A 25,649-nucleotide genomic window follows, 5' to 3' on the forward strand; every position below is an offset into this window, starting at 1 on the left:
TCCCACCCTCTCATGAACGCCCTCACCCTACTCCTCCTGCCAACTCTGGCAAACACAACGCTTGCCGCCCCGGCCATCAAACCGGAAATCCTCGACGAACCCGCACTCGCAGCCAAAGCCGATGCGGGCGACATGCAGGCATGCGCCCGATACGGCAAACTCCTCTGCGAACAAGCCTTGAACCTTAACAACCCCGAGCAGGGTATGGAAGCACGCTTCCTCAAAGGCATCGGCTATCTGGAACGGGCGGCGAATGCTGGGAACAACGAATCCATGCTCATCCTCGCCGCAGTTTACGCCGGAATCGACAAACGGCAATCGGCCCATTGGGCTCAAAAAGCTGCCGACGCAGGCGAACCGCAAGGCCACAGAATGCTCGCCAAACTGGCCTCCGATGAAAAACTGGCCGCCAAACACAGGGCGCAAGCCGTCGCATTGGCGGAGCGAAGAGCCGACGCCCGCCATCAGGAAGACTGGCTCTACCTGCACGAAGCCTATTCCAACGGCCAACCCGGCATCCCCCGCGACCCGGCCAAAGCCGACCACTACCTCCGATTGGCGGCGGACGCCGGCAACAAACAGGCCCGCACTATCCTCGGGAGCAACAAGGAATTCCACCCGACCGAAGAAGAAACGGCACGCCATACCGCCTACCTCCGAACCCATCCCGACATCACCGGAGGAACCGGACTCACGGAAGAAACCTCCCTCGACTTCCGCGCTGCAGCAACCCCGATCGATCAAGCCATCTCCTCCTACCTGAAAACCGTCTATCCCGGCGCCGAACAATCGGCTCCATCCATCAAAAAAACAGGCAGAAAACACACAAAAACCATCGCTACCTACCTCCTGCCGGACGGACGCGTCCTCCAACTGCATACATGGCATACGACCCACCCCGCCGGAAAACAGGGGTAAAACGCACATCCCCTCGGAAACGCCTCGAACGCCTAACAAAATAAGGCGCAACAAACCTTAGCCGAAGAACTGCACCATCGCTTCAACGGATGTCCTGCCTGCCGTGTCTTCACTGCAAGCAAACATCGTCGTGAGAATATGGTCCATCCATCCCCGCTACCTTGATACCGCCGGACTCGTAGCCCTCTGGCGGGAAGGCTTGCTCGCACGCAAAGTGCTTGCTGGAGAAACGAAAGGCTACCGCAACCACCCCCAGCTCATCCGATTCAGAGAAACGCCTGCCCCCCTCGACTCCATCGACCGTTACCTTCAGGCCGTCCTTGAAGAAGCCCGCCGACGAAACTACAACTTCGCCGCCGGAAAAATCCTCGATCCCGCCCCGGTACCCCTCATCCCGCTCACGCAGGGACAGCTCCTGTACGAATACAGCCACCTCCTCGGCAAACTTGCCAAACGCTCTCCCGATCTCTACGCCTCGCGGCAGAAAGAAACGGACATCGCCCCCCACCCCTCCTTCCAGCTCATCCCCGGAACCATCAGCCCTTGGGAAAAACAGCCATGAACATCGCCATCACCGGCTCCACCGGATACATCGGAACAGCACTCTGCCGCCACATCCGCGAGCAGGGCCACTTCATCCTCCCCATCACGAGAGACATCCTCGACCCTCGCTCCACCCAGGCCTTGCAGGACCTCCTCGCCCAAAGCGACGCCGTCATCAACCTTGCAGGTGTACCCATCAACCAACGATGGACTCAAACGCACAAAGCAGCCATCCTGAACAGCCGCATCCAAGTCACGCGCACCGTCGTCTCGGCCATGCGCGACCTCGACACGCCCCCGCGCCTGCTGATCTCAGCTTCCGCCGTAGGCTACTACCCGGCCACCCCCAATGCTGCGTGGGGCATCTGCGTCGATGAAACGCAAGAAACTGCCGGAGAAGGCTTTCTCGCCGACGTCTGCAAGGCTTGGGAAAAGGAAGCACGCCTTGCACCGAAACAAACCCGCCTCGCCATCACACGCTTCGGCATCGTCTTCTCGGAAGACGGCGGCGCCTACCCGCTGATCAAAGCCTCCTGCCGCCGCGGCTTCGCGACCGTCCTCGGATCGGGAAAACAACCCGTCAGCTGGATCGACCGTGCCGACCTCATCCGGGCCATGGACTTCATCCTGCATCACGACACATTGCAAGGAATCATCAACCTCACCGTACCCGAACACAGCACCTATGCCGAAATGATGCAGGAAATCTCCCTGCACGACCACACCCGCTTCACGATCCGCATTCCGTCCTTTCTACTCGAACTGGGCATGGGCCACATGTCCACCATGCTGACGAGAGGCACCTGCGTCATCCCGAGAAAACTCCTCGAAGCAGGCTTCAAATGGCTCTCGCCGACCATTCGAGACTTCTTGCAGAGGTGAGGCAAGGCCCCCCTTTTTTCGGAAAGATCCCCCCCCTCGCTACTCCGAGTGATGCAAGAAACGCATTGACATGGCATCTTTTTATCCTATGATAGGGTTTCTCTCTTTCTTTTGCACAACCCGCTTGCTCCGCCATGAACTCTTTCCTTCCCTCCGCAATCCTTACGGCCCTCTATACATCGGCGGCCTTCGCCGCCCAAACCTCCAACAAGCCCGAACGCGAACAGTGGTTCATGGATCAGGGCTTTGGCATGTTTATCCACTGGAGCGTCGACTCCCAAACGGGGGCTGTCATCAGCCATTCCATGGCCGGAGCCGACAGGCAATACCTTGACCGCTTCATCCACGAACTGCCCCAGACATTCAATCCAAGGGAATTTCATCCGGAAGACTGGGCGGCGCTAGCCAAACTGTCCGGTATCAAATACGTCGTCTTCACGGCCAAACACCATTCCGGCTTCTGCATGTGGCCCACGAAAACAACGGATTTCTCCCTCACTCAAACACCTTTCAAGCGCGACATCCTGAAAGAAGTCCTCGACGCCTTCCGGAAACAGGGCATCGCCGTCGGCCTTTACTTCTCGCCGGAAGACTTTCACTACCTCTACAGACACAACATCCCCATCGGCCGGCTTCAGCACAACCTGCACTACCCAGCCAACAATCCGGGACTCATGCAGCTCGACAAAAAACAGCTCAAGGAGCTCCTCACCCTCTACGGAAAAATCGACGTCATCTTTTTTGACGGCCCGGCGGAACAGCTCAAGGAATACGCATGGGAAATCCAGCCCGACATCGTCGTCACGAGGGGACAAATGAAAACTCCCGAGCAAACTCTGCCGCAAATCCCGCAACCCGGCCCTTGGGAAGCCTGCTTCACCATGGGCACCGACTGGCAGTACAAACCCACCAACGACCCCCACAAAAGCGGCACGCAAATCATCAACATGCTCATCGAAACGCGAGCCAAAGGCGGCAACCTCCTTCTGAACGTCGGCCCCAAACCCAACGGTGAAATACAAATCGAACAGGAAAGCAGGCTCAGGGAAACGGCTCTGTGGATGATGGTCAACCGCGACGCCATCCACAACATCCGCCCATGGCACATCGCCAAAGAAGGCGACATCTGGTTCACTCGATCGAAGGAATCCCCTTCCACCGTGTATGCCTTCGTCCCAGGCGGCGACAAATGGAAATACGGCACGCGCAAAAACATCACCGTCAAAAGCCTCAAGGCCACGCCGCAAACCCGCGTCTCCGTACTCGGCTACGGCAGCGAACTCCTTGAATACAAAAAAGGCTTCGATGCTTCTGTCCGCTTCAAAAACACCGACGGAGGCATTGAAATCAGCGCCGTCAACGGGCTTCGCATGTACACCGACAACAAATGGCCCAACCCCGTTGTCCTGAAACTGGAAAACATCGAATACATCCCCGCCCCGGGCAAAACCACACCGAAACCGGATCAACCCGCCCCCTCAAACAAACCGGAAGAAGTAGAAGGGCTGATCTGACCGGAGCTTATCCAAACGGCAGCACAAGGGCCGCCCTCCGTCACGAAACCGTGCGCGACTGAGCCAAAGCCGTCGCAATAGCCATGCCATCCGTATGCGACAGGCTCAACAGCCAGTCCGCAATACCCATGACATGCGCCCGCCCGGCAGCCGCTCCGGATAAAGCAACCCCGGGCACGCCGCTCTCACTCCGCACCACCTCCACATCGAGCAAAGCGCAATGCTCGCCGAACCCCGTACCCAAAGCCTTGGCTACGGCCTCCTTGGCGGCAAACCGCGCCGCGTACGAAAGAGCCGGATCGGCCTTACCGTCGCAATAACGCCGCTCGCCTTCCGTAAAAACCTTCCTCAAAAAAGCCTCGGAACGCACCAGTCGCCTGATGCGTTCAACCTCGACAATATCCGTACCCAGCCCGACAATCATGACCACGTCTGGCAGTCGATCGCCTCGCGCATCTCGCGCACGGCCGCTTCCAGGCCGATGGAAAGCGCACGCGCGATCAGCGTATGGCCGATATTCAGCTCAGTCACATACGGCACGGCGGCCAACTCCGGCAAGGCTGGAATCTGAATGCCATGCCCCGCATGCACCTCCACCCCCAGTTCATGCGCTCTCACAGCAGCGGCACGCAGCCTCGCCACTTCCGCCGCGCGCTCCTCGCCCGTATGGTTGGCAAAGCAACCCGTATGCAGCTCCACCATCGGCGCCCCCACGCGGTGGGATGCTTCCACCTGCTCCACGTCGGGATCGATAAACATACTCACCTGCACCCCGGCATCCGACAACGCCTTTACTACAGGCACCAGCTCGTCGAAATGGGCCACCACATCCAGCCCCCCCTCTGTCGTAATCTCCTCGCGGGTCTCCGGCACGAGGCACACATAATCGGGCTTCAGCTCCAGAGCCATGGCCAGCATGGAAGGAGTCGCCCCCATCTCCAGATTCAGCGGCAGCGGAATCTCCTTCCGCACGGCGAACGCATCGCCCGGCTGCATATGGCGCATATCGGCGCGCACATGGATCGTAATCGAATCCGCTCCGCCGCGCATCGCGGCCCGTGCAGCTTCCAGAACGCTCGGTTCGGCATTGGGGGAATCCAGCATCGTGGCATAGCGTGCCTGGCGAAGCGTGGCGACATGGTCGATATTGACACCTAAAAGCATGGCTGTATCAAAAATGGGATGAAATGAAACGGAAGGAATGGAAACAAAACGGGCAGGACCGAAGCCCTGCCCGTGAAACGTTCTTCAGTGCAGGAAGTGGCGGTGGCCCGTAAAGACCATGGCGATACCCGCGGCATCTGCTGCGGCGATCACTTCCTCGTCGCGAATCGAGCCGCCCGGCTGGATGCACGCCGTCACACCCGCATCGATGGCGGCCTGCAGACCGTCTGCGAACGGGAACATGGCATCGGAAGCGATCACGCTACCCTTAAGATCGAGGCCGGCCTGCTTGGCCTTCCAGATGGCGATACGCACGGAATCCACGCGGCTCATCTGGCCTGCGCCGATACCCAGCGTGCGATCCGTGGAGCCGAACACGATGGCATTGGAATGCACCTGCTTCACCACGCGCCAGTTGAAGGACATGGCCGTCAACTCCGCCTGGGTCGGCGGACGCTTCGTCACCACCTTCGATTCGAGATTGTCGAGGCCCATCACTTCCGAATCGCGCTTCATCGTCATGATGCCGCCGGGAGCGGAACGGATGATCGGAGCCTTGCGGGCTTCGTTCCAGGCATCCACATCCATGCGGATAATGCGGCAGTTCTTCTTCTTCTGAAGAAGGGCGCGGGCTTCAGCTTCATAATCCGGAGCAATGATTACATCCGTGAAAATCGCTCCCACCACGCGGGCGAGGCTCTCCGTCATCGGACGATTCATCACGATCACGCCGCCGAAGGGTGCCTGCGTATCCGTCTCGTAGGCGCGCTGCCATGCCATGCGGAGATCTTCGTCATCCTGGCCGACGCCGCACGGATTCGTGTGCTTGAGAATACCGACCGTCGGACGGCGGAAATTCGTAATCAACTCGGCCGCGGCTTCGATATCCAGCACATTCGTATAGGAAAGCTCCTTGCCCTGAAGCTGCATGAAAATCTCATCGAAGCTGCCGTACAGAGCGGAAGGCTGGTGGGGATTGTCGCCGTAGCGCAGCTCCTGATTCAGCGGCAGGCAAATCGAGAACGTATTCTTCGTGCTCTCTTCGCAACGGTGGCCGAGATAATTGGAAATGGCATTATCATAGGCGGCTGTGCGGGTGAACACCTTCACGGCCAGCTTCTCGCGCGTCTTCAACGTCGTATTGCCCGCATGGTGCTCCATCTCATCGAGAATCATCGGATAATCCGCAGGATCGGACACCACCGTCACGGCGGCATAATTCTTCGAAGCGGAGCGCAGCATCGACGGACCGCCGATATCGATCTTCTCGATCGCCTCTTCCAGCGTCACGCCTTCCTTCGCCACCGTCTCCTCGAAGGGATACAGATTCACGCACACCAGATCGATCGGATCGATACTGTTCTCCTTGGCCTGCCGGATATGTTCGGGATTGTCGCGGCGGTGCAGCAAACCTCCGTGCACTTTCGGGTGCAGAGTCTTCAAACGGCCCTCGAACAACTCGGGCTCACCCGTGTAGTCCGAGATTTCCACCACGTCCAGGCCGAGGGACTTGAGATAGGAGGCTGTGCCTCCTGTGGAGATGAGCATCACACCATGGGCGGCAAGCCCTTTGGCGAAGGTATCCAGACCGGTCTTGTCGGAAGCGGACAAAAGCGCACGCCTGATTTTCGGTTGTTCGGAAAACGAATCCATGTTCAGAGTCGATAAGGTTGACATTGCCAGCAAACTGCCGGAAAACGGCAGCAAGGCGCCCCAGAATACTCCCTTGCCCGCATGAAATCAAGAGCAAACTCGAAACCCGCAGAAATGCGGCAAGCAAAAACCCTTCCACCATGTCCGGAGTAACAGGGGAAGGGTTTTCAGACAGGGGTATCCAGCCCCTCGACGGGCAAAAGATCAAGCTTCGACCTTCTGACCCTTGGCTGCCTTGGCGTCGGCCATCTCCTGCTTGTAGCGGTCGAAGATCGCCTTCGGATCGGCATCGTCTTCCTGCAATTCGGCAAGAATGCGGGCGCGCATTTCCTGGGCTGCCTTGAGGGCTTCCTTATCCGTACCGTATTGGCGCACGGAGAAGTACTTGGTGAAAGTATTGCGGTTGCGGCTGATGCTCAGGCGAAAACCGTCAAAGGAATGGAACTTGTAAGTATATCGGGTAATATTGGGATGTCGGTTGCGTTTGGCCATAAGAATATGATTATTACTGTTGTTGATCAGGTTTGTGGTTATTTCGGCTCCTGTTCGGAAGCCGGTTTGGTATCCTGCAACCACACTTTCTTATCAACCATTGCCGGAACAATGATGATACCATCCTGTGTGATGCAGAAATCTGCAGGACCATTCATGGTCTGTGTCGTGACGGGCGAAACATCGCCCGAATTGAGATTCAGCTTGCCGACCGCGCCGGGGCGGTCTTTGGCGGCCCAGTCCGAAAAATACAAATCTCCCTGATAAAGAGCGAGCCCATCCAGTTCGCCCTTGTAGGAAGAGAGGCTCTTCACCTCGCCCGTCTTCGGATTGCAGCGCAGCAAGCGCCCTGCCGGTTTGCCGTCGGCATCCGTGCAGTACTCGCACACGTAGAGAATTTTCTCATTCCGGTCCCAGACAAGGCCGTTCGGCCCCTTCACGGGCTCGGAAGTCTTCAGTTCGGAATACGTTTTCTTTTGAGGATTCACCGCGTAGATCTTGTTCAGATCCGTCGCCGAAACATACAGAACCCCGTCAGCCCATACCGTATCGTTCAGGAACTTGGCGCCTTCCCCGGACAAATCGGCCACGACCTCGAACGAACCTTTCCGGGGATCAATTGCAATCACCCGATCCACATCGGTCGCGTACAGCTTGCCGTCGTGCAGGGTAAGCCCCTTGGGAGCATGCAGCTTGCCGCCCTTGATCATCTTGCGCATCTCCACGGTTCCGGACTCCTTCAGATCGGCAACCAGAATGGAGCCGTCCCCGTCCTTCTCCATCGGAGTCATCTGCTCGCCGATCGAAGACATGTAAACGATCTCGTTCTTTTCATCGACTGCCACACTCTCGACATGGCCTGCTGTCGCAACTGCAATTGCAGACGGAGCGGACTGAGAGGCATGATTATCCCCCGCAGCCATCAAGGGACTGGCAGCACATACAATAAACGGTAAAAATTCCAATGTATTCATCTGTCCGATTGTTAAATGAGCAACGTTGAGATTGGTTAGACAATTTATACATTTAAATCGTTCAAAAAAAAAGACTTTTTTTACACAATGCTATTAACTATTCATCACGAACAAATTACAATCACATTACCAATACAGGTGCAATGCAATGATACCCATTTCACAGAAGTTTTCCAACATTTTCCAATAGTTTCCAAAACCGTTTATTTTTGAAGACGATAAGCCAGAAAAAATACATTCTCATCCGGTATGCACCATACTGTTCTCAGGCATTTTTACCCACACATGACACATCGATCAATAAAAATCAAAACAAACTCATAATCAAATATATTTAAATTAAAAAAAACATTATATGACCCACATGGGAGCCTTGTCTCCCTCAAAAACATTGACAACATTCGCCACATTCATGCAATATCCGCCACATGACCTACCCGGATACCCCTCAAGACCCGCCATCTACATCACCCGAAATCGACCTCTCCAACATCCCGCCGCCCGTCTTCCCTGAACCGAAGCCGCCCTTCCGCCCACCCGTCAAAAAAATCCTTCTCTGGAGCAGTATCGCACTGGCGGGAGCGGGACTTCTCTACGGAATCAACTCCATGGCCTCGCAGAAAAACAAGGCCGTTGCACAATCCCTGAAAAAGAAAGAACAGGAAAGCAGGCTCAAACAGCAACGCGAGCAGGAACGGCTCCGTCAGGTGCAGAATGCACAGCGGTATCAAACTGTAAAAGCCCGCATCCGGGCCGAACAGAAACGGACGGAACCCGTACACCAACAGCCGGATTATGCGCCCTACAGACAAGCCATCATCGAAACGCGTCCACTAACGCCTTTCGACAGCAGCTCGTACGAAGGGACAGCCACTTTCAGTCCGGATGGCAACTATCTGATCACACAGGTATCCTACCCCAATGGAGATGATACTACCTGCTGGGGATGCCGCATCCTATCTACTGCCAATTTCAGGCCTGTAGGAGAAACCATCAAAATCTACGACAAGAGCTTTTCTCACAGCAAATTTTATAGGGATGTCACAGCTGCCGCCTATACCCCCGACCAATCGGCGCTTCTTCTCGTGGCCGGAGGAGACGCCGTATTCTACAACTTCCGCACAAAAGACTTCTCGGCTCCGATCAAGAAATATATAGACGGCTCTCATAGCATTGATTTTTCATCCGATGGAAAATATGTCGCCTTGACAAAATCCACGACCGTCTCTGGTAATCTGGTCACATTTGTTACGCTGCATGATGTAGCAACAGGCAAAGAACCGCAGCACGTGTGCCTTGGCGAAGGCTCCAACCACCATGTCGAATTTCTTCCTCAGGGCGATCGACTGCTAGCCAAGAATTCACAGCGGGTCGAATTGATCGGCATTCGAACGGGAAGAACCTTATGGTCTTCTCCATACAATAAAAACGTTCAGGATGCTCGCCTGAACCCGGCCGGACACATGTTCGCATCGTTGATCAACAATCAACTCGAATGGTGGAGCACCAAAACCGGAGAATTGATGCCTGTGCAGCCTCACAACTCTGTCAAATCCCTATTCTTCATACCGAAGAGTTGCCGGTTCTCCCCAGACGGCAAACGGCTGATGATCGTAGACTACAAAAAAATCGTCATTCTGGATACGGCAACGGGCCGTCTGGTCGGCCAACCCATGGAACACGAAGCAACCATCAACACAGCCTGCTTCACCCCCAACAGCCGATACGTCATCACCTCGCGCAATCCTCTGGAAGGCATGCGCGCCGAAGATCCGTGCGAAGTGCAGATATGGGAAACGGAAACAGGCAACAAATTCGGCAAGCCCATGCCGCACAATTCCGCTCCGGCTTATATGGAAATCAGCAAAGACGGCAAATACCTGCTCACGCAGGAAAACAGCATACAAGGAGGCAGCCAGATATGGAACATCTCCAAAACGGCGGAAGCCCCGCAGGGCTGACATCCACGGGCAACCTACCGCCGGAATACACACCTGCCCGCCCGCGTACTCACTTCGCGGACAGGCAGGCATGGCTACTGCCTCCGGTCAGAAAGTCAACACGGCCTGAATACCATACACCTGCACCTGATGCGTATCGGGACGCTGCGACGGATTCTTGATATACTGGTACGTGGGATGCAGGCTCAAATAAGGCGTGATCGCATAGCGGTACGAGCATTCCAGCACAATCTCCCTATCCTTGGTCACACATCCCTCGCCGAGAACGCTCCTGTCTGGACGAGTCACGCTCAGGGCAACCCCAAGGAAGTTTCCTTCGCTCTCCTCCATCCCGGTCAAAACCTCCCATGGGCGGTGAAGAATCACCCCGGCCGTACACTGGCAGGACGCTCCCGCCGTATTCAAATGGTCCGACGAACTCCACCCCACACGTGAAAACACGGAAAGACGCTCCGTCAACTCATGTTCGACATTGATACTCAAACCTCCGTACGTCTTGTAGCAATCATCGTGCTCCACCCCTTCATCCTGGGCACGCGCCACGAACGGAGTGAAACGAATGGCGCCACCATCATACACATACCCGATCTCGCCGATCACGTTGAATGCCTTACCTGTCGTATGCTTGAACGGGGAATAGCCGCAATCGTTCTCCAAAAAACTCCCTCCGATCATCCCGTACACGGACTTCGAAAACTGCCCCTGAAGCACCAGCCCGAAATTGCTATCCGTTAGCGGCACAACCTGAGAATTGACGAAGGCCGCATTCGTAAACTGTCCGAACGACGAGTTCGCATAGGAATTGGCATCGAAATAATTCGTCTGGTTGACCATCCCGAAAATCAGGCAGCCTTTCCTATCCGCAAAATACTGCATCACGGCAACTTCCGGAATGAAATACTCGTTATATCCGAACGTATCCGTATGGAAACTGTTCGAAACGCCGATCGCCTCGTTCAGATTGCCGCTGCGCCACGTCCTGCCGTTCAGAGCCGTCGATCCCGAAAGCTCGACGCGCAGCCACGTTCCCCCTGTCTCCTTCTCCGGCAGGAATTGCCAGTTGGCCTGCACGTGCAGAAGATGCCAGCTTTGGTTGTCTGCACTTCCGGCCGCAGCATGGCGAATGCCGTAGGCGGAAAATGCAGTCTCCACAACCCATTCCAGACCGTAACGCTCGTAGGCCCGCGCATGCACGTCGGCCCATGCCCGGGAAAACGCATCCGACGGAAACAGCGCCTTATCGTCGCCGTATTCACTGCCGAACTGGTTGATACCTGTAATCAGCGTCTCGTTGTCTGCCGATGCCTGGCTTCCGCCTTTCGCCTCATCCGCCGAAGAGAAAGAAGCCAGAGTAAACGCCAGTCCCAATATCGTGGTGTATGTTGTTGTTTTCATTTTTGAATCTGTCATGCGCCGGAGCGCGAGGTGCCATCAGGCTCCCTGTATGAGTTCGATATCTTACGCCCTTGAAACGCTTACATTCCGAACAGCAAAGCCGATTGATAAATGATCACGGAGAAGCAGAAAGCGAGCGCCGTCGATATCGTAAACTGTGCAGCGGCAAAACCCCACGACCCCGTCTCCTTGCGAATCACCGCCACCGTCGCCATGCAGGGCAGCCCCAGCAGGGCGAACACCAGAATGGAAAGCCCCTGCGGAATCGAATACTGCGCGGCAATCGCCTGTTGCAGCGTATCATCCTCCTGCAAATCCTCATCCCCATCGACGGCGAACAGCACGCCGAACTGGGCCACCAGCATCTCCTTCGCGGCAAAGGCGCCGATCATCGCCGAATTGGCCTGCCAGTCGAAACCGGCATACTTCGTCACCGGCTCGAAGAAACGCCCGACCCGGGCCGCATACGACTGCGAAAATTCCCCTGCCTTGAGCGCCGCCTCATTGGCATCCTCAATGGCAACCGGCTCCTCGCCCGCGGGTATAACGACCGCAGCAGCAGCCTCGACGGAAGGCGCAGCCTGTTCCTCCTTAGGATAAGTGTTCAGAAACCACAAAACCACGGATCCCAGCAGAATGAACGTACCCGCCTTGCGCACATAGCCGGACGCCTTATCCCGGAGATTCAGCAGGAAACTCTTCATCGAGGGCAACCTGTACGGGGGCAGCTCGATAATGAAAATCTCATTGCCGCCCTTAAAGATGGACGACTTGAGCAAACGGGCGCACAGCACCGCCACCAGCACGCCGAACACATACAGGCTCCACATAGTCACAGCCTGCCATGCATTGGGAATCAATGCGGAAATAAACAGAACGAACACAGGAAGCCGCGCGGCGCAACTCATGAACGGCAGCACGAAAATCGTCGCCAGCCTATCCGTACGCGACTCGATCGTCCGCGTCGCCATCACGGCAGGCACATTGCACCCGAACCCCAGCAGCATCGGAATAAAGCTCCCGCCATGCAGCCCCATGCGGTGCATGAACCTGTCCATCAGGAAAGCGGCGCGGGCCATATACCCCGTCGACTCCAGCAGAGAAAGAAAAGCGAACAGAATCAGAATCGTCGGAACGAAACTCAGCACACCACCCACCCCGGCAATAATACCGTCTACAATCAGGGAATTCCAGAACTCCGAACCCGCCAGCAAACCGGACACCCAGCCGCCGAACACACCGCAGGCATCCTCCACCATGCCGACGAGAGGATCGCCCACCGTAAACGACACATAAAAGACGAACATCATCATCAACAGGAAGACCGGAAAACCGAACACACGGTGGGTCAACACCTTGTCGGCCATCAGAGTTGCCTTGTGCCCGTCGATATCCGTTCCCTCCTGCACCTCCCGGATCAAGCCGTGGATAATCCCGTACCGTTTGTCGGCCAGCAGGGTAGAAGGCAAAACATCGAATTCTTGGCAAATCGCGTCGCGGCTATCGCCCGCGATCTCAAGAAACCGCTCACCTTCTTCACCTTGTTCCCGGAAAAAGCCCTCCATCCGGGGATTTCCTTCGAACACCCTCACAGCCGAAAACGACAGCGGAAGCCTTCCGTGATCAAGCTTCGAGGCCTTCAGAGTCTCAGCAATCACCGTCACCGCCTTATCCACGGCCTCGCCATAGGACGGCTTCTTCATGATCGACACGCCCTCGGGCTCAAACACCGTACGCCCGATCGTCTCGCGCAGCTCGGCAATACCTCGCCTGCGCGGTGCGGCCGTTGCCACCACCCGCACGCCGAGCAGCTGCTCCAGCTCCGCGATGCGGAACGACAAACCATGCGCCTCCGCCTCGTCCATCATATTCAGCACCAGAATCACGGGCAGGTGGAAATGCCACAGCTGCACCGTCAGGTACAGGTGGCGTTCAAGATTCGTACTGTCCACCACACTCACAATGGCCTGAATATCGTCACGGCACAATTGCTCCAGCACAAGCTGCTCTTCCGGGCTACCGTCTCCGAGACGGTACACGCCGGGAAGATCAATCAGCTCGACAGGACCGAGCGGCGTACGCATCTCGCCGACTTTCGCCTCCACCGTCACGCCGGGATAATTGCCGACATGCTGGTGCGTACCCGTCAATTCATTGAAAAGAGTCGTCTTGCCGCAGTTGGGATTGCCCAGAAGCAGCACCTGAGGTTTTCCGGAAGCCTTCATCCCGATTCAAGCCACGCGTTCCACTTCGATCTCGTGTGCTTCGCAGCGGCGAAGCGCCAGCATGCCACCACGGACGCGTACAATCATCGGTCCGCCGAACAAAGCCTTCTCCTGCACTCTTAACTCGACCCCGGCCACGATCCCCCTGTCTGCCAGGCGGGTTTCCGTCCCGGAATCAAGGCGAACGGCCGTCACGCGGCATTCATCGCCGGGCAGCATATCGCCGAGATTCAATACCTCTTCCCTGCTTGCGCTGCGGCATTTGCCATCGCATCCCCCCGCACATGTGCCACGGGACGAATGGCAGCACATCGAGGAACAGCGGCAGGGATTGATCAGATTCCAGAGAGCTCTGCCCAGCCCCGATTTGGGACGCACGCCCGCCCTCGATCCAAGGTTTGATTTGGTGGAAATGGTCTTCATGAGCCAAAGTTAGCACAGACTAACTAAGTTAGCAAGGGCTAATTCACGAATTTTTGATTTTTTCTTGTATTCAGGGCATTTCAGGAATCATTCCAAACAAATAACTGCCCGGAATTTTACACATGTTGAAACGAATTTTACCATGTTCACATGAAAAGCTCGACAAAGTGCAGCCCACCCCCCATAATACACAGACCTATTCATAATCTTATGGATTCAAAGAAGAAAAAAGAGCCGGCTGAAAAAAAGCCGGCCAAAAAGACAAGCGTGACCAAGACAACGCGCAGTAAGAGCGCCACGGCAGAAGCCGAGGTGAAAGCTCCTCGCGTCACCAAAACCACGCGAAAGACCGTTACCAAGGAGGCTGCGGAAGATGCAGCCAAGAAAGCTGCTACCGCGGCGCTCGCAGCGGTCAAACCCGCCAAGGAAACCGCCACAGCCAAAAAAACGCCCCGCGCCACCGGTAGAACAACCAAAAAAACAGCCAAAACGGAACCTGAAACCAAGGTCGAAGCCAAAGCGGAACCCAAGCAGGAAACGCCCCGCAACGAACCTGCTCCGGCCGCCGCTCCGAAAGCCCCAGCTGCCGAACCGCAGGAACCCAAGCACCGCCACCAGTTGTCCGTGCGCCGCGAATCCATTCGCCCGCAGCAGAAAAACGACAACCGCGACAGGGACAACCGCGATCGTGATCGCGACGGAAGGGATCATCGTGACAGGGACAACCGCGACCGCGACGGACGCGACCATCGTGATAGCCGCGAAAGCCGCGACAACGATCTGGCTCCCGGCTTCGCTGCTCCGGAAACCGTCGGAGGTTCGGACGACATGGCAGGCAAACGCAAACGCCGCCGCCGCAACAAACGCGGCAACCAGGGCGAAGAACGCCAGCAGGCCTACGTCGCACCGCGCGACATCAGCGCCAAAACCCTCAGCAAGCGCGCCTGGAAAATCTTCCTCGGCGAAGTTACTGAAGAAGGCCTCGCCCTGATGGACGACAACACCTCACGCGAAGTCGCACGCCGCGCCTTCAAAGTGGCGGAAGCCTTCCTCATCGAAGAAGCCCGCCGCAAACAGATGGGCAAGGAACAACCGGCTCAGCCGCAAGTTCAGCCCAAAGCCGAAGAACCCGCCGAAGCGGAAGATACGGCGGAAGCCATCGAAGACGGCGAAGAATAATCCGGCCATACAGCCCTTCCTTCAGCCCCTCCCGGCCATACCGGAGGGGCTTTTTCATCGCCACAAACGACCTTCAGCCTCATTTGGGCAATGCACAGGCCTTGCCGTACACCGGCAGAAACCCCTTCTGCTTCCATAAACCGTTGTGGCCGCACGGAAACTCCACCCACTTCACGGAACGTCCGAAACTGGCCGCCAGCTTGCGGGCATGGGCGATGGGCACGACAGAATCGTGGGTTGCGGCAATAATCGTCACGGGACATTTGACCTTCGGCGCGAACTTGTCCGAACGGTACGTATCGTTCAACGCCCAGTCCACCAGAAAACCGGGGGCCATCCCTCTGGCTACCGCTTCGATACTGTCGAACGGCACCAGCAGCACCAGCTTCCCGACAGGACGTTGTGCCGCCACCTGCACCGCTACGCCGGAACCAAGGCTCTGCCCCACCAGCACGACATCGCCGGGCTTGCGCTTCGTCTCCCGGCACACCTTATCCAGCAAATACACGGCATCCTGCACCAGCGCCTTCTCGGAGGGCTTTCCTTCGCTTCCGCCATAACCGCGGTAATTCATCAGCAGCGTCGCATGCTGCTTATCCCGCTCCGCCGTCGGCAGCACCGTCGCAAGATTCATCGCATTGCCGCCGTAGAAAATCAGCAAAGGCTTGCCGGGACGCTCAATCATCCATCCGCGCAGCGTCACGCCGTCCACCGACACCTCTTTGGCGTACTTGCGGTACTTCTTCGCCATGGCATCCGTCGCCTCCACGGAATCCGACCCCGTACCGGGATAAACCAGGCTATCGACACTCGAACAGGCCGCCACGCCGCTACTCAGCAACAGCGTGGTTCCGGCACATGCCATCCATTGAATCAATCTCTTTGTCTTCATCGTGTAGTTTATTGAAATCGTTTAACAAGCGCAGCGGCATGCCTCAGCCCGGCCAGAAAAATCACGGCCTTCATTCCAGAGAGCAAGCCCTCTGTCATCGGCATCCATTCCTTCGATCCGGCAGGAAGAGCACATCCATGCCCATACCTGCGGCAGGAACGGCACGCGGCTACTTCGCCTTCGTCCGGGTGAACGTCACCTTCTTGAAAATCAGAAGAGGAACGGCCATACCGATCACCAGAGTACACATCACAAAGATCGTCGTCAAGCCATTGCGGAAAATGTCGATAATATAATCGTTCAGCTCGGAATGGGGCACATCCGAATTCAGCATGAACTTCATTAGGGCCAGCACCGTCTTATAGGCGTACATACCCGGAATCATCGGCAACAAAGCCGGAAACGCCATGATTTCCGCCGGACAGCGAATCAGCTTGGCAAGAAACACGCTCAACAGGCCGATCGTCATCGAAGCAAGAAACGTCGCCACGGACAAATTCAACCCCACCCCATGCAGCATGCCGTAGCGGCAGGCATGCCCCACCGCCCCCAGCAGGGCGATCATGTAAATGGCACGCTTCGGCGGATTGGAAATCATGCCGAAACCGACGGCGGCCACTGCGGCGAAGGCCCCGTCCTGCAACACTGCTGTCCATAACTCCGTATCCATCGTCAGCTCATCCATTGAATTCCCACAATCAGCATCGTCAGCGTCAGCCCGAGAGCGATGCAGATAATCAGCATCCCCGCCTGAATCCCGCGTTGTACGCCATTCAGAATATGGCCGTCCAGCAAATCCATCACCGCATTGATCAACTGCACGCCGGGCACCAGAAACAGCACGCTGGAAGCCAGCGCCACCTCAGGCGTACCGCCCCAGTGATGGCAGGTCGCCATCGAAGCGATCATCGACGCCACGAAGGCGGCAATCACAAAAATGGCCAAATGGTTCAAATGGCGCTTCGCCAGCATCTGCCGGATGAAAAACCCGGCGAACGTCGCCACGAACACCACGCCCATCGCCGTCCAGTCCCCTCCAAACAGGCGGCAGAAAGAAGCATTCGCCGCCGAGGCGCACAGCATGACGAGCCACATCGGATACCGGGCCTTCGCCATCATGCGGTGGTACTCCTCCACCAGCACGCCCAACGGCACGCGATCGTCCCAGGCACGCCACGTCAGCGCGCTCAAATCCTGAATATGCACGAAATTGAAATGCAGCGGCTTCAACTTGCGAACCGTCGTCCGCCTCACCGTCGCATCTTCCTGGCTCGAAATACTCATCATGATATTCTTCTGAGACAGGGAAATATCCGCACGGTAGCCGTAAGCCTCGGCAATGCGGGAAATATTCCTCACCGCGCGCGACGTGTGAACGCCCGCGCCCAGCAACGAAGTTGCGTAATCCAGAAGAAACAAGGACAATTCCTGTACGTGCTCGCGGTCAGCCATGTAAAGACACGCGGCGTATACACCATTTCATCTGGGCGAGCAACACTTATTCGCTCCGGAAATTCGTCAGCATGAATTTTCCGATCCGGCACCCGGAATCGGCATCCTTCACCGGCAGGCTCCCCTACCCGGGCATTCCTCGCCACCCACGCCAATCATCTGATGAAATGGGTAAACACACGCTCTTCCGGCTCCGGAACTTCCTGACCTCCGGACTTGAGGTTTTGCAACATCCATGCCATATTCCGGCCCAGCGTACGCATCGTCTGCAAACCTTCGGCATCCTGCAACGCCTCGCCCTTCTGCATGCCATACACCATATTCCAATACTGCGACGGCACGACAGGCATATTGGAAATCGTAAAATACTTGTTCAGGCGGTCGAGAGCCGCGCTCGCGCCGCCCCGGCGGCACACCGCCACAGCCGCACCCGGCTTATAGCCCAAAAGCTCTTTACAGGAAAGGAACAGGCGATCCAGCAAAGCGCACAGCGAACCGTTGGGACCGGCATAATAGACCGGTGAACCGATCACCAGCCCGTCGGAACCTTTCAAAGCCTCGCGCACCTCCTCATAAAGGCGATCCTTGAAGACACACCTTCCCTGCCCGGCGCACCTGCCACAGGCGATGCAGCCCTGCACGGCTTTGGTTCCTATGCCGATAATCTGCGTATCGACACCGCAATTTTCCAGAGTTCGAGCCACTTCGGACAAGGCAAGGTGCGTATTTCCTTCCCCGCGAGGGCTGCCGTTAATCAGTAATACTTTCATGATAAAATCGAAATCAAATTGTCACAAGGGTTCGGGCGAAATCATATCTCCGCCGCTAAAGAATGCAATCCGCGGCCCAGCCGCTCCAACCCATCCTTCAGCACCTGCCGGGGACAAGCCAGATTGATGCGGATAAAGCTCTCGCCCGCTCCGCCGTACATCCCGCCCGCATTGATCCACACCTTCCCCTTCTCCAGCAGCATTTCCTCGATCGCACCGGACGAAAGATTCAGAGCCGAACAATCGATCCATGCCAGATACGTGCCTTCCAGCGGAAGAACGGGCAGATGCGGAAAATGCCCGTCAAAATAATCTTTCAAAACCCCGTAGTTGTCAAACAGATATTCCCTGAGTGCATCCAGCCATTCCTCACCTTCGTTATAGGCGGCCTGCAAGGCCTCGATGCCGAACGGATTCACATCGCACACCTCGTTCACATTGATCGACCTGTCGATCTTCCTGCGCTTCTCTTCATCGGCACAGACAATGTTCGCGATCTGCAACCCCGCCAGATTGAAAGCCTTGCTGGGCGAAGTACAGGTAGCGGAATGCAACAAAAACTCCTCGGCCACGGAAGCGAACGGCGTAAAGGCATGCCCGGAGAACACCAGATCGCAATGAATCTCATCCGCCACGACAAACACATCGTGCCGGAGGCAGATTTCGCCCACGCGCCTCAGCTCTTCGCGGGACCAGACACGCCCGGCGGGATTGTGGGGATTGCACAGCAAAAGGAGGCGCACCGTCGGATCGGCTGCCTTGCGCTCCAGATCGTCAAAATCGATACTGTAAACCCCGTCGGCATAAATCAACGGACTTTCGACCGCCTCGCAACCGTTGTTGCGAATGGACGAGAAAAAGCAATTGTACACCGGAGTCTGTACCAGCACCCTGTCCCCCGGTTCCGTCAACGCCTGAATCACGGCGGAAAGCGCCGGAACCACACCCGTCGTATAAACGATCCACTCGCGGCGGATATCCCAGCCGTGCCGCCTGCCGAACCACCCGGTCACAGCATCGTAATACGCCTGAGGCACACGGGCATAGCCGAAAATGCCATGCTCCACCCGCCGCCGCAAAGCCTCGACCACGGGCGGAGCCGTCCGGAAATCCATATCGGCCACCCACAGGGGCAGCACATCCGGACTCTCAGCCGAATCCCACTTGTAGGAAGCCGTGCCGCGACGCGGAACAACCTCGTCAAAATCGTATTTCATCATTTTATTCATCATCTTCTTTATTATGCAGGGAAAAAACAACCGTCACACGCCCTGAACCGAGCGCAGACTTCAAATTGTCCGCATCCTCGACACGGCCGATCCGCGTATAACGGTACGGCGTCGAAAACGTCTCGTAAAAAATCACCAGCCCATCCTCGCCCCAAAGCATCAGATCTCCGGCATGCACGACTCCGGGCTTCTCCTCCTTCATCGGCATAGCCTCCGGCAGGCGGGCATACTTCTCGTTCCCGTTCACATCGTTCATATCGAGCGTGAGCGGCAGCATCGCCAGCAAGCTCTCCGTTGCGGCGCATGGGAATAACTTCACCTTGAACACCGCAGCTCCTGCAGTCATGGTCATTGTCGTCTTCATGAACTCTCTCTCATTCCGGCGATGGGAAGCATCGGCTCCGCAACCGCCGAAACAGCACGCGACCAGCACCATGCACAAAAACGCAGTCCACCGGCCAAACCGGCCTTTTCCCCGCCTGCAATCATCGTCCTTCATCATCATTCTCCTTTCAACAGAGGAAGCCGCTTCCCATAAGTCAGCATGCGCCACACCCATTCCAGCGGACCGAAGCGGAAAAACCGCAACCAGAACACACTGAACGCCATCTCGAACAAAAACACTCCGGCAGCCACCGCCATCACCTGCGACAACCCCATGCCCGCCCCGAATCCGAAACCTATACCGTAGAAAACCGCCATCCCCAGCACAGACTGACCGATATAATTACTCAAGGCCATACGGCCCGGCGCAGCCAGAAGCCGGAACACGGCACACTCCCTCCGCCGGACATACCACAGGCAAACCGCCGCCATATAAGCCAGCCCCAGCGGAAACACGCCGAACGCATACAGCGCCGAATGCCCCGCCAGCCCCCACGGATGGCCGTTCAAAGAACTCCATGCGTACAACACGGAAACGGGCAACCCGGCGGAAAAACCGAACATCGCCACCTTCCGCAACAACGGCCTGCATCGCTCCAAATCGGCATACAGGCGATTCCGCCCAATCCAGAACCCCAGCAGGAACAGCCCCATCACCTTGAAAAAACGGTTGCCGTCGATCAACTCCTGCATCCTCACGAACGCGCCCTGCACCAGAAAACGGAACACATCACCATAACCTCCGGCATCCCGCAGCCAGACCGCGAAATTCTCCTCCGTAATCCCGAACTTATCGCAGAAATACCGCTGCGCACGGACCACCGGAGCGGAAGGCTCGAAACCGGACACCTCCTTCGCCGCATCCAGCACGACGGGAAGCAGCAGCAGCACGGCAGCAGCAGACAGAAGCCCCCGGTTCGACACCCTCCGGCACCACGGCAGCAACAACCCGAGAGCGGCATACAGCATCAGAATATCCCCGCTCCAAAGAAACATCAGATGTAAAAACCCAATCGCCAGCAACACCGCCATGCGGCGGTAAAAAATACGGAAACCGTCCGCATGCCGCCGCTCGACATTCGCCATCATGATCGAAAAACCGATCCCGAACAGAATCGAAAACATCGTATAAAACTTCCCGTCGACCAGCACATATTGCAGGACTCTCACCACCCGGTCGGCCCCCGCCGCCGGCATGGCGGCAACCGCCTCCTGCGGCAAAAACGAATACAGCGAAAACTCCGGGAAATTGGCCAGGCAAATCCCGAACAGGGCCAGCCCCCGCAACACATCGAGAATCGGATAACGCTCCCCTCCCTGCACCGGACTGCTATCATCGGAATAATTGACTTTCATCGTACTGAATCAGGAATGGAATGAACGCACGGAACGGTTCCGCAGAAGAATGAAGGCCAGCCCTGCGGCCAGAAACGGAAGCGCACCGAACACCGCATAGCGCGTATGGAACATCGAAATCAGAACCCCGCAGAAAGCAGTGCCCAAAGTCGTCCCGAGATTGGCGGAAGTCAAAAACAGGCCGTTGGCAAAATCCGGGGCTTCCGGCGCGGCATCCGTCATGATGTACTGCATCCCGTTGCTCGCGATACCGGCCAAAACGCCCAGCACCGCAACAATCGCCGCCGCCGGAAAAAGCTCCCCGCCCAGCACGAACAGGAACACATACGCCGCCGCCAAAGCCAAGGGAACCGCCGCCACGCACCGGGCGGCATTCCCGGCAAGAAGCCTCCCCGCCAACACATTGCCCACGATATTGGACAAGCCGTACAACAGCAAAACCGCGCTCACGAGCTGGAATGAAACCTCCGTCACCTGCCGCAGATAATCCGACATGTAACTGAAAAAGCCGAACATGGCCCCATTCACCATCGTCACCGCCAGCACGGCCTGCCACGTCAGACTCCGCTTCAGAACGCCGAGCTGCTCGCCATACGAACGCCGCTCCGGCACGGGCATCCTCGGCACGCACAGAAGCGTCGCCGCGAACACGGCGGCATTCACCGCCACAAAAAACAGCATGGCCGCGGAAACCGACCATACCCCCGCAATCAACCCCGTCGCGGGCACACCGAGCACCATGCCCGCCGACACCCCGATAAACACTCGGGACACGGCCTTGGGAGCCTCCTCTTTCCCCACCGAAGCAGCCGCCACCGTAAACGCCATGGAAACATACACCGGGTGCAAAAATGCCGGAATGGCCCGCGCCACCAGAAGAACCGTAAAACTATCCGTCCAGGCAGCCACCGCATTGCAGGCGATAAACGCACCCAGAGAAACCAGCATCGCAAACTTTCGATCCACGCCGGAAAACAGCAGAGGCATCACCGGGGCGGACAAAGCCACAATCAGGGCGAACACCCCCACCGTCCACCCGGCCTCCGGCACCGATACATGGAATGCCTCGGCAATCTGGGGCAGAATCCCCACCACCCCCATCTCCGTATTGATGATACTGAAAACGCCCAGCGTCAAAATCAGCACCAGCCAACTACCTGACCCATCTCTCTTCATCGTCTTCGTCATCTTCGACCGGGCTGCATGCGGCTTCCGGCAGCAGCCGTTCCGCATGCAGCCCGCTCCGCTCATGCCACCTGCTCGGGTTCCGCGCCCCGCAACTCGATCGAGCAATTGCCCGGCTCCTTGCAATGGCTATCCATCACGATCTCGCCGTAACCGTCCGCCACGATCCGGCCGCTCCGCGGATTCTTGACACTGTGCACCCTCCCGGCAATATCGGCCTGCAGGCTCGAATACTCGAATGCCAGATCGGCATCCGCCTCCATGATACAGTTCTCCATCACCAGATCCTGTGCGTAACACAAAGGCTGCGTCCCTGAAATCCGGCAATTCACCAGCCGGAGATTCCGGGAATGCCACCCCAGATACTCACCGTCCAGCACGGAATCGTACACCGTCACATTCTCCGTATTCCAGAAAGCATCCTTGGAATGAATCTCCGCATCGCGAATCACCACATCCCGGCAATACTGGAAGGAATAATTCCCGTTCAGCCGGAAACGGTCGATCCGGATATCGGAACCGTGCATGAACAGATAATCCCCCTTATCCACATGCACATCCCGCATCTCGACGCGCCGGCAATGCCAGAGAGTCTCCAGAGCATTGGGCAGCTGCACATTCTCCAGCTTCAGCCCCTCCATATCCCGGAACATCTTGGGAGCCTCCACCAGCGTATCGGCCATATCCAGATTCCTGCCATACCAGATCGCGGCGCGGGCCCCTTCCCGGAACACGCAATCCCTGACCACGAAATCCTCATTGTGCCAGAACGGGTATTTCCCCGAAAACTCGCAAAATGCGGCCTCGATGCCGGAACACTCCTTCAGGGCCGACTCTCCGGGGAGAATCGTCACGCGCCGGAGCTTCAGATTGCGGGAGGCGAACAGAGGGCGCTCCCCCTCGAACGATATATCTTTAATCACTTGTTTTTTCATCATTTTCTTTTTTCTATATGGTTAATTTTGATTGTTTTGCTTGCGCCCTGCAACCAGCCGGACGCTCGCCAGCACAAGACCGAGCCCGGCCCATTGCACCCCGCTCACGGACTCGTCGCCCACAGCCGTACCCAGCACCACGGCAACCAGCGGATTGACGTAGGCATGCGTACCCACCTCCGCCGCCGGACGCACCTTCAACAGCCAGATATAGCTCGTGTACGCCAGAATGGAGCCGAAGGAAACCAGATAGGCCAGAGACAGCCACGCGGCAGACGGCACCTCCGCCCATCCGGCGGAGGGAGCTTCCCCACGGGCAAACGCACAGAGCCAGAACATCCCTCCGGCAGCCAGCATCTGCCAGGCCGCCCCGGCAAACTCATTCACCCGCTCCTCGGAACACGACCTGTACTTGGCGTACAGAGTACCCAGAGCCCATGAAATGCAGCCCAGCACGAGAAGGATCACCCCGTACTCGTGGCGCACGAGACCATCGCTGAGGAACAACTGCTCCAGAAACAGAAGCACCACCCCCAGAAACCCCGCAGCCATACCGAACACCACGGCGGGAATCCGGAAATTCACCCGCCACATCGGCACATCCAGAACCATGATCCAGAGAGCCGTGGACGCCGCCAGAATAGCCACCAAACTGCTGCTCAGGTACTGCTGCGCCAGCATGATCACGGACATGTCGATAAACAGTAGGATGATCCCGCTCACGGCCGACTTCCGCACCAGACTCCCGCGGAAAACCCGTTCTCCACGGAAGCGGCTGTATGCCAGCAGCAACAGCCCCGCCGCTACGAAACGAAGCCCGCCCAGCAGAAACGGTGGAAAACCCTGAAGAGCCACGCCGATAAAATAATAGGTAGACCCCCAAACGACGTAGATCATGAAATACGCCATCAGCACAGCCAGCCTACCCGGCGCTTTCATTACAGCCTCTTCCGCCATATTCTCCGCTTTCCACGGTTCCGTTTCAAATCAGGATTTTCCCGGAGCACCGGCCGTCAGAACTTCATTTCAGATACCGGGTAAAAAACTCCTGCAGCTTGGCGAACGGAATCACATTCACCCGGTCGTACAAATCCACATGCCCGGCCCTGGGCACCACATGCAGCTCCTTCGGTTCCGAAGCCCGCCTGTAAGCCTCTTCGCTGAACTCCCGCGAATGCGCCGACTCGCCCGCGATGAACAGCACCGCACGAGGCGAAATCACATCCATATCCGCAAACGGGTAGAAATTCATGAACTTCACATTGCTCGTCAACGTCGGATGGGTCGTCAGCTCCGCCGACTGCCCCTTCGGAGTAAACTCGCCGCGCGGCGTCCTGTAGAACTCGTAAAACTCGCGTTCGATGGGATTGGAATCCTCGCGCAGCTCATGCACGGAACCGCTCGTATATTTGGCGGCTCCTCCGGTGAACTCCACATAACGCTGCTCCGCCGCCTCCGCAAGAATCTTCTTCCGCTGCTCGACAGGCATCGCCTTCCCGAGCCCGCTGCGGTTCGCCTCGCCCATATCGTACATACTGACCGTCGCCACGGCCTTCAGCCGCGGATCGATCTTCGCCGCACTGATGGCGAACCCGCCGCTGCCGCAAATGCCGATCACTCCCATCCGGTTCCGATCGACAAAAGGCCGGGTACCCAGAAAATCCGCCGCCGCGCTGAACGCCTCGGCATACATATCCGGCGACACCGCATTGCGGGGCGCCCCCTCGCTCTCGCCCCAGAAGGGAAGATCAAGAGCCAGCGTCACGAACCCCATCTCCGCCATCTTCACGGCGTACAGATTCGCGCTCTGCTCCTTCACCGCCCCCATCGGATGGCCGACGATAATAGCCGGATACCGGGCATCCTTCTCCCCGCCCTTCGGAAGGTAGAGATTACCCGCCATCTTCATCCTGTATTGATTGTCGAACGCCACCTTCTGCAGCGCGACCTTGTCGCTCCTGTAGAAATTGTCCGCATCTTCCGGCTTGTCGGCAGCCTGCACGATACCTCCGGACACGATCAACGTGCCCAGAGCCGTCGCCTTGATACTTTGCAGCCCTTGCTGAATCATGGATTTCGTCTTCATAGCCTTATTTCTTTCTCTTGATCTGGTTCATTCCGGT

The 25,649-nt window shown here is 57.1% G+C and carries 25 protein-coding genes; 6 read left to right on the forward strand and 19 right to left on the reverse strand.

Going from position 1 to position 25,649, the window contains the following annotated elements; genetic code table 11:
- The first annotated feature begins 12 nt into the window (after nucleotides 1-12).
- The 4 genes from PYTT_RS01660 (at nucleotide 13) to PYTT_RS01675 (ending at nucleotide 3,857) form a co-directional block, all read left to right on the forward strand.
- On the forward strand, nucleotides 13-918 hold the full coding sequence (locus PYTT_RS01660; protein ID WP_071133199.1) for a tetratricopeptide repeat protein: 906 nt from the start codon (nucleotides 13-15) through the stop codon (nucleotides 916-918).
- A gap of 103 nt (nucleotides 919-1,021) precedes the next feature.
- Nucleotides 1,022-1,480 (forward strand): pyrimidine dimer DNA glycosylase/endonuclease V, encoded by a 459-nt coding sequence (locus PYTT_RS01665; protein WP_245741051.1) that lies wholly within the window; start codon nucleotides 1,022-1,024, stop codon nucleotides 1,478-1,480.
- Nucleotides 1,477-2,343 carry a TIGR01777 family oxidoreductase gene (locus PYTT_RS01670; RefSeq protein ID WP_071133200.1) on the forward strand — a complete coding sequence of 289 codons (867 nt, stop codon included), beginning with the start codon at nucleotides 1,477-1,479 and terminating at the stop codon, nucleotides 2,341-2,343. The genes PYTT_RS01665 and PYTT_RS01670 overlap by 4 nt, the downstream gene beginning before the upstream one ends.
- A 134-nt stretch (nucleotides 2,344-2,477) precedes the next feature.
- Complete coding sequence (locus PYTT_RS01675; RefSeq protein WP_071133201.1) at nucleotides 2,478-3,857, forward strand: alpha-L-fucosidase; 1,380 nt, start codon at nucleotides 2,478-2,480, stop codon at nucleotides 3,855-3,857.
- A gap of 40 nt (nucleotides 3,858-3,897) precedes the next feature.
- On the opposite strand, the gene acpS is transcribed toward PYTT_RS01675, so the two are convergent.
- The 5 genes from acpS to PYTT_RS01700 all read right to left on the reverse strand — a co-directional run bounded on the left by acpS (nucleotide 3,898) and on the right by PYTT_RS01700 (nucleotide 8,011).
- Nucleotides 3,898-4,281 carry a holo-ACP synthase gene (gene acpS / locus PYTT_RS01680; RefSeq protein WP_071133202.1) on the reverse strand — a complete coding sequence of 128 codons (384 nt, stop codon included), beginning with the start codon at nucleotides 4,279-4,281 and terminating at the stop codon, nucleotides 3,898-3,900.
- Complete coding sequence (locus PYTT_RS01685) at nucleotides 4,278-5,021, reverse strand: pyridoxine 5'-phosphate synthase (protein WP_071133203.1); 744 nt, start codon at nucleotides 5,019-5,021, stop codon at nucleotides 4,278-4,280. The genes acpS and PYTT_RS01685 overlap by 4 nt, the downstream gene beginning before the upstream one ends.
- Nucleotides 5,022-5,105: 84 nt before the next feature.
- The gene (purH, locus tag PYTT_RS01690; RefSeq protein ID WP_071133204.1) at nucleotides 5,106-6,674 is read right to left on the reverse strand and encodes a bifunctional phosphoribosylaminoimidazolecarboxamide formyltransferase/IMP cyclohydrolase; all 1,569 of its coding nucleotides are present in this window, start codon (nucleotides 6,672-6,674) and stop codon (nucleotides 5,106-5,108) included.
- 204 nt (nucleotides 6,675-6,878) lie between these two features.
- On the reverse strand, nucleotides 6,879-7,166 hold the full coding sequence (locus PYTT_RS01695) for an AP2 domain-containing protein (protein WP_071133205.1): 288 nt from the start codon (nucleotides 7,164-7,166) through the stop codon (nucleotides 6,879-6,881).
- A gap of 38 nt (nucleotides 7,167-7,204) precedes the next feature.
- Nucleotides 7,205-8,011, reverse strand: coding sequence for a Vgb family protein (locus tag PYTT_RS01700; protein WP_071133206.1), 807 nt, complete (start codon nucleotides 8,009-8,011; stop codon nucleotides 7,205-7,207).
- A gap of 557 nt (nucleotides 8,012-8,568) precedes the next feature.
- Between PYTT_RS01700 and PYTT_RS01705 the strand changes: the two genes are divergently transcribed.
- On the forward strand, nucleotides 8,569-10,101 hold the full coding sequence (locus tag PYTT_RS01705; protein WP_071133207.1) for a PD40 domain-containing protein: 1,533 nt from the start codon (nucleotides 8,569-8,571) through the stop codon (nucleotides 10,099-10,101).
- 87 nt (nucleotides 10,102-10,188) lie between these two features.
- On the opposite strand, the gene PYTT_RS01710 is transcribed toward PYTT_RS01705, so the two are convergent.
- From PYTT_RS01710 to PYTT_RS12835, 3 genes are all read right to left on the reverse strand, one after another.
- A complete protein-coding gene (locus PYTT_RS01710; protein ID WP_071133208.1) occupies nucleotides 10,189-11,496 on the reverse strand; it encodes a carbohydrate porin in 1,308 nt (435 codons plus the stop codon).
- 80 nt (nucleotides 11,497-11,576) lie between these two features.
- Complete coding sequence (feoB, locus tag PYTT_RS01715; protein WP_071133209.1) at nucleotides 11,577-13,721, reverse strand: ferrous iron transport protein B; 2,145 nt, start codon at nucleotides 13,719-13,721, stop codon at nucleotides 11,577-11,579.
- A gap of 6 nt (nucleotides 13,722-13,727) precedes the next feature.
- Nucleotides 13,728-14,144, reverse strand: a complete 417-nt coding sequence (locus tag PYTT_RS12835; protein ID WP_083385490.1) for a FeoA family protein — start codon at nucleotides 14,142-14,144, stop codon at nucleotides 13,728-13,730.
- 267 nt (nucleotides 14,145-14,411) lie between these two features.
- On the opposite strand from PYTT_RS12835, the gene PYTT_RS01725 reads away from it, so the two are divergent.
- The gene (locus tag PYTT_RS01725) at nucleotides 14,412-15,323 is read left to right on the forward strand and encodes a hypothetical protein (RefSeq protein WP_156850307.1); all 912 of its coding nucleotides are present in this window, start codon (nucleotides 14,412-14,414) and stop codon (nucleotides 15,321-15,323) included.
- A gap of 79 nt (nucleotides 15,324-15,402) precedes the next feature.
- On the opposite strand, the gene PYTT_RS01730 is transcribed toward PYTT_RS01725, so the two are convergent.
- From PYTT_RS01730 to PYTT_RS01780, 11 genes are all read right to left on the reverse strand, one after another.
- Nucleotides 15,403-16,215: an alpha/beta hydrolase gene (locus PYTT_RS01730; RefSeq protein WP_083385491.1), complete on the reverse strand. Its 813-nt coding sequence runs from the start codon at nucleotides 16,213-16,215 to the stop codon at nucleotides 15,403-15,405.
- 169 nt (nucleotides 16,216-16,384) lie between these two features.
- The gene (locus PYTT_RS01735) at nucleotides 16,385-16,885 is read right to left on the reverse strand and encodes a threonine/serine exporter family protein (RefSeq protein WP_071133527.1); all 501 of its coding nucleotides are present in this window, start codon (nucleotides 16,883-16,885) and stop codon (nucleotides 16,385-16,387) included.
- Between the two features lie 2 nt (nucleotides 16,886-16,887).
- Nucleotides 16,888-17,667, reverse strand: a complete 780-nt coding sequence (locus PYTT_RS01740) for a threonine/serine exporter family protein (RefSeq protein WP_071133212.1) — start codon at nucleotides 17,665-17,667, stop codon at nucleotides 16,888-16,890.
- A 155-nt stretch (nucleotides 17,668-17,822) separates the two neighbouring features.
- Nucleotides 17,823-18,437, reverse strand: coding sequence for a flavodoxin family protein (locus PYTT_RS01745; protein WP_071133213.1), 615 nt, complete (start codon nucleotides 18,435-18,437; stop codon nucleotides 17,823-17,825).
- A gap of 41 nt (nucleotides 18,438-18,478) precedes the next feature.
- Nucleotides 18,479-19,654, reverse strand: a complete 1,176-nt coding sequence (locus PYTT_RS01750) for a PatB family C-S lyase (protein ID WP_071133528.1) — start codon at nucleotides 19,652-19,654, stop codon at nucleotides 18,479-18,481.
- A 4-nt stretch (nucleotides 19,655-19,658) separates the two neighbouring features.
- Nucleotides 19,659-20,030, reverse strand: a complete 372-nt coding sequence (locus PYTT_RS01755; RefSeq protein ID WP_156850308.1) for a cyclophilin-like fold protein — start codon at nucleotides 20,028-20,030, stop codon at nucleotides 19,659-19,661.
- A gap of 137 nt (nucleotides 20,031-20,167) precedes the next feature.
- The gene (locus PYTT_RS01760) at nucleotides 20,168-21,406 is read right to left on the reverse strand and encodes a DUF418 domain-containing protein (protein WP_071133214.1); all 1,239 of its coding nucleotides are present in this window, start codon (nucleotides 21,404-21,406) and stop codon (nucleotides 20,168-20,170) included.
- 9 nt (nucleotides 21,407-21,415) lie between these two features.
- Nucleotides 21,416-22,594 (reverse strand): MFS transporter, encoded by a 1,179-nt coding sequence (locus PYTT_RS01765; protein WP_071133215.1) that lies wholly within the window; start codon nucleotides 22,592-22,594, stop codon nucleotides 21,416-21,418.
- Nucleotides 22,595-22,653: 59 nt separating this feature from the next.
- Complete coding sequence (locus PYTT_RS01770) at nucleotides 22,654-23,526, reverse strand: DUF3737 family protein (protein WP_071133530.1); 873 nt, start codon at nucleotides 23,524-23,526, stop codon at nucleotides 22,654-22,656.
- A 21-nt stretch (nucleotides 23,527-23,547) separates the two neighbouring features.
- The gene (locus tag PYTT_RS01775; RefSeq protein ID WP_071133531.1) at nucleotides 23,548-24,465 is read right to left on the reverse strand and encodes an EamA family transporter; all 918 of its coding nucleotides are present in this window, start codon (nucleotides 24,463-24,465) and stop codon (nucleotides 23,548-23,550) included.
- A gap of 82 nt (nucleotides 24,466-24,547) precedes the next feature.
- Nucleotides 24,548-25,612, reverse strand: a complete 1,065-nt coding sequence (locus PYTT_RS01780; RefSeq protein ID WP_071133216.1) for an alpha/beta hydrolase — start codon at nucleotides 25,610-25,612, stop codon at nucleotides 24,548-24,550.
- Nucleotides 25,613-25,649: the final 37 nt, after the last annotated feature.

The sequence above is a fragment of the Neoakkermansia glycaniphila genome (assembly GCF_900097105.1).
Lineage (GTDB): Bacteria > Verrucomicrobiota > Verrucomicrobiia > Verrucomicrobiales > Akkermansiaceae > Akkermansia > Akkermansia glycaniphila.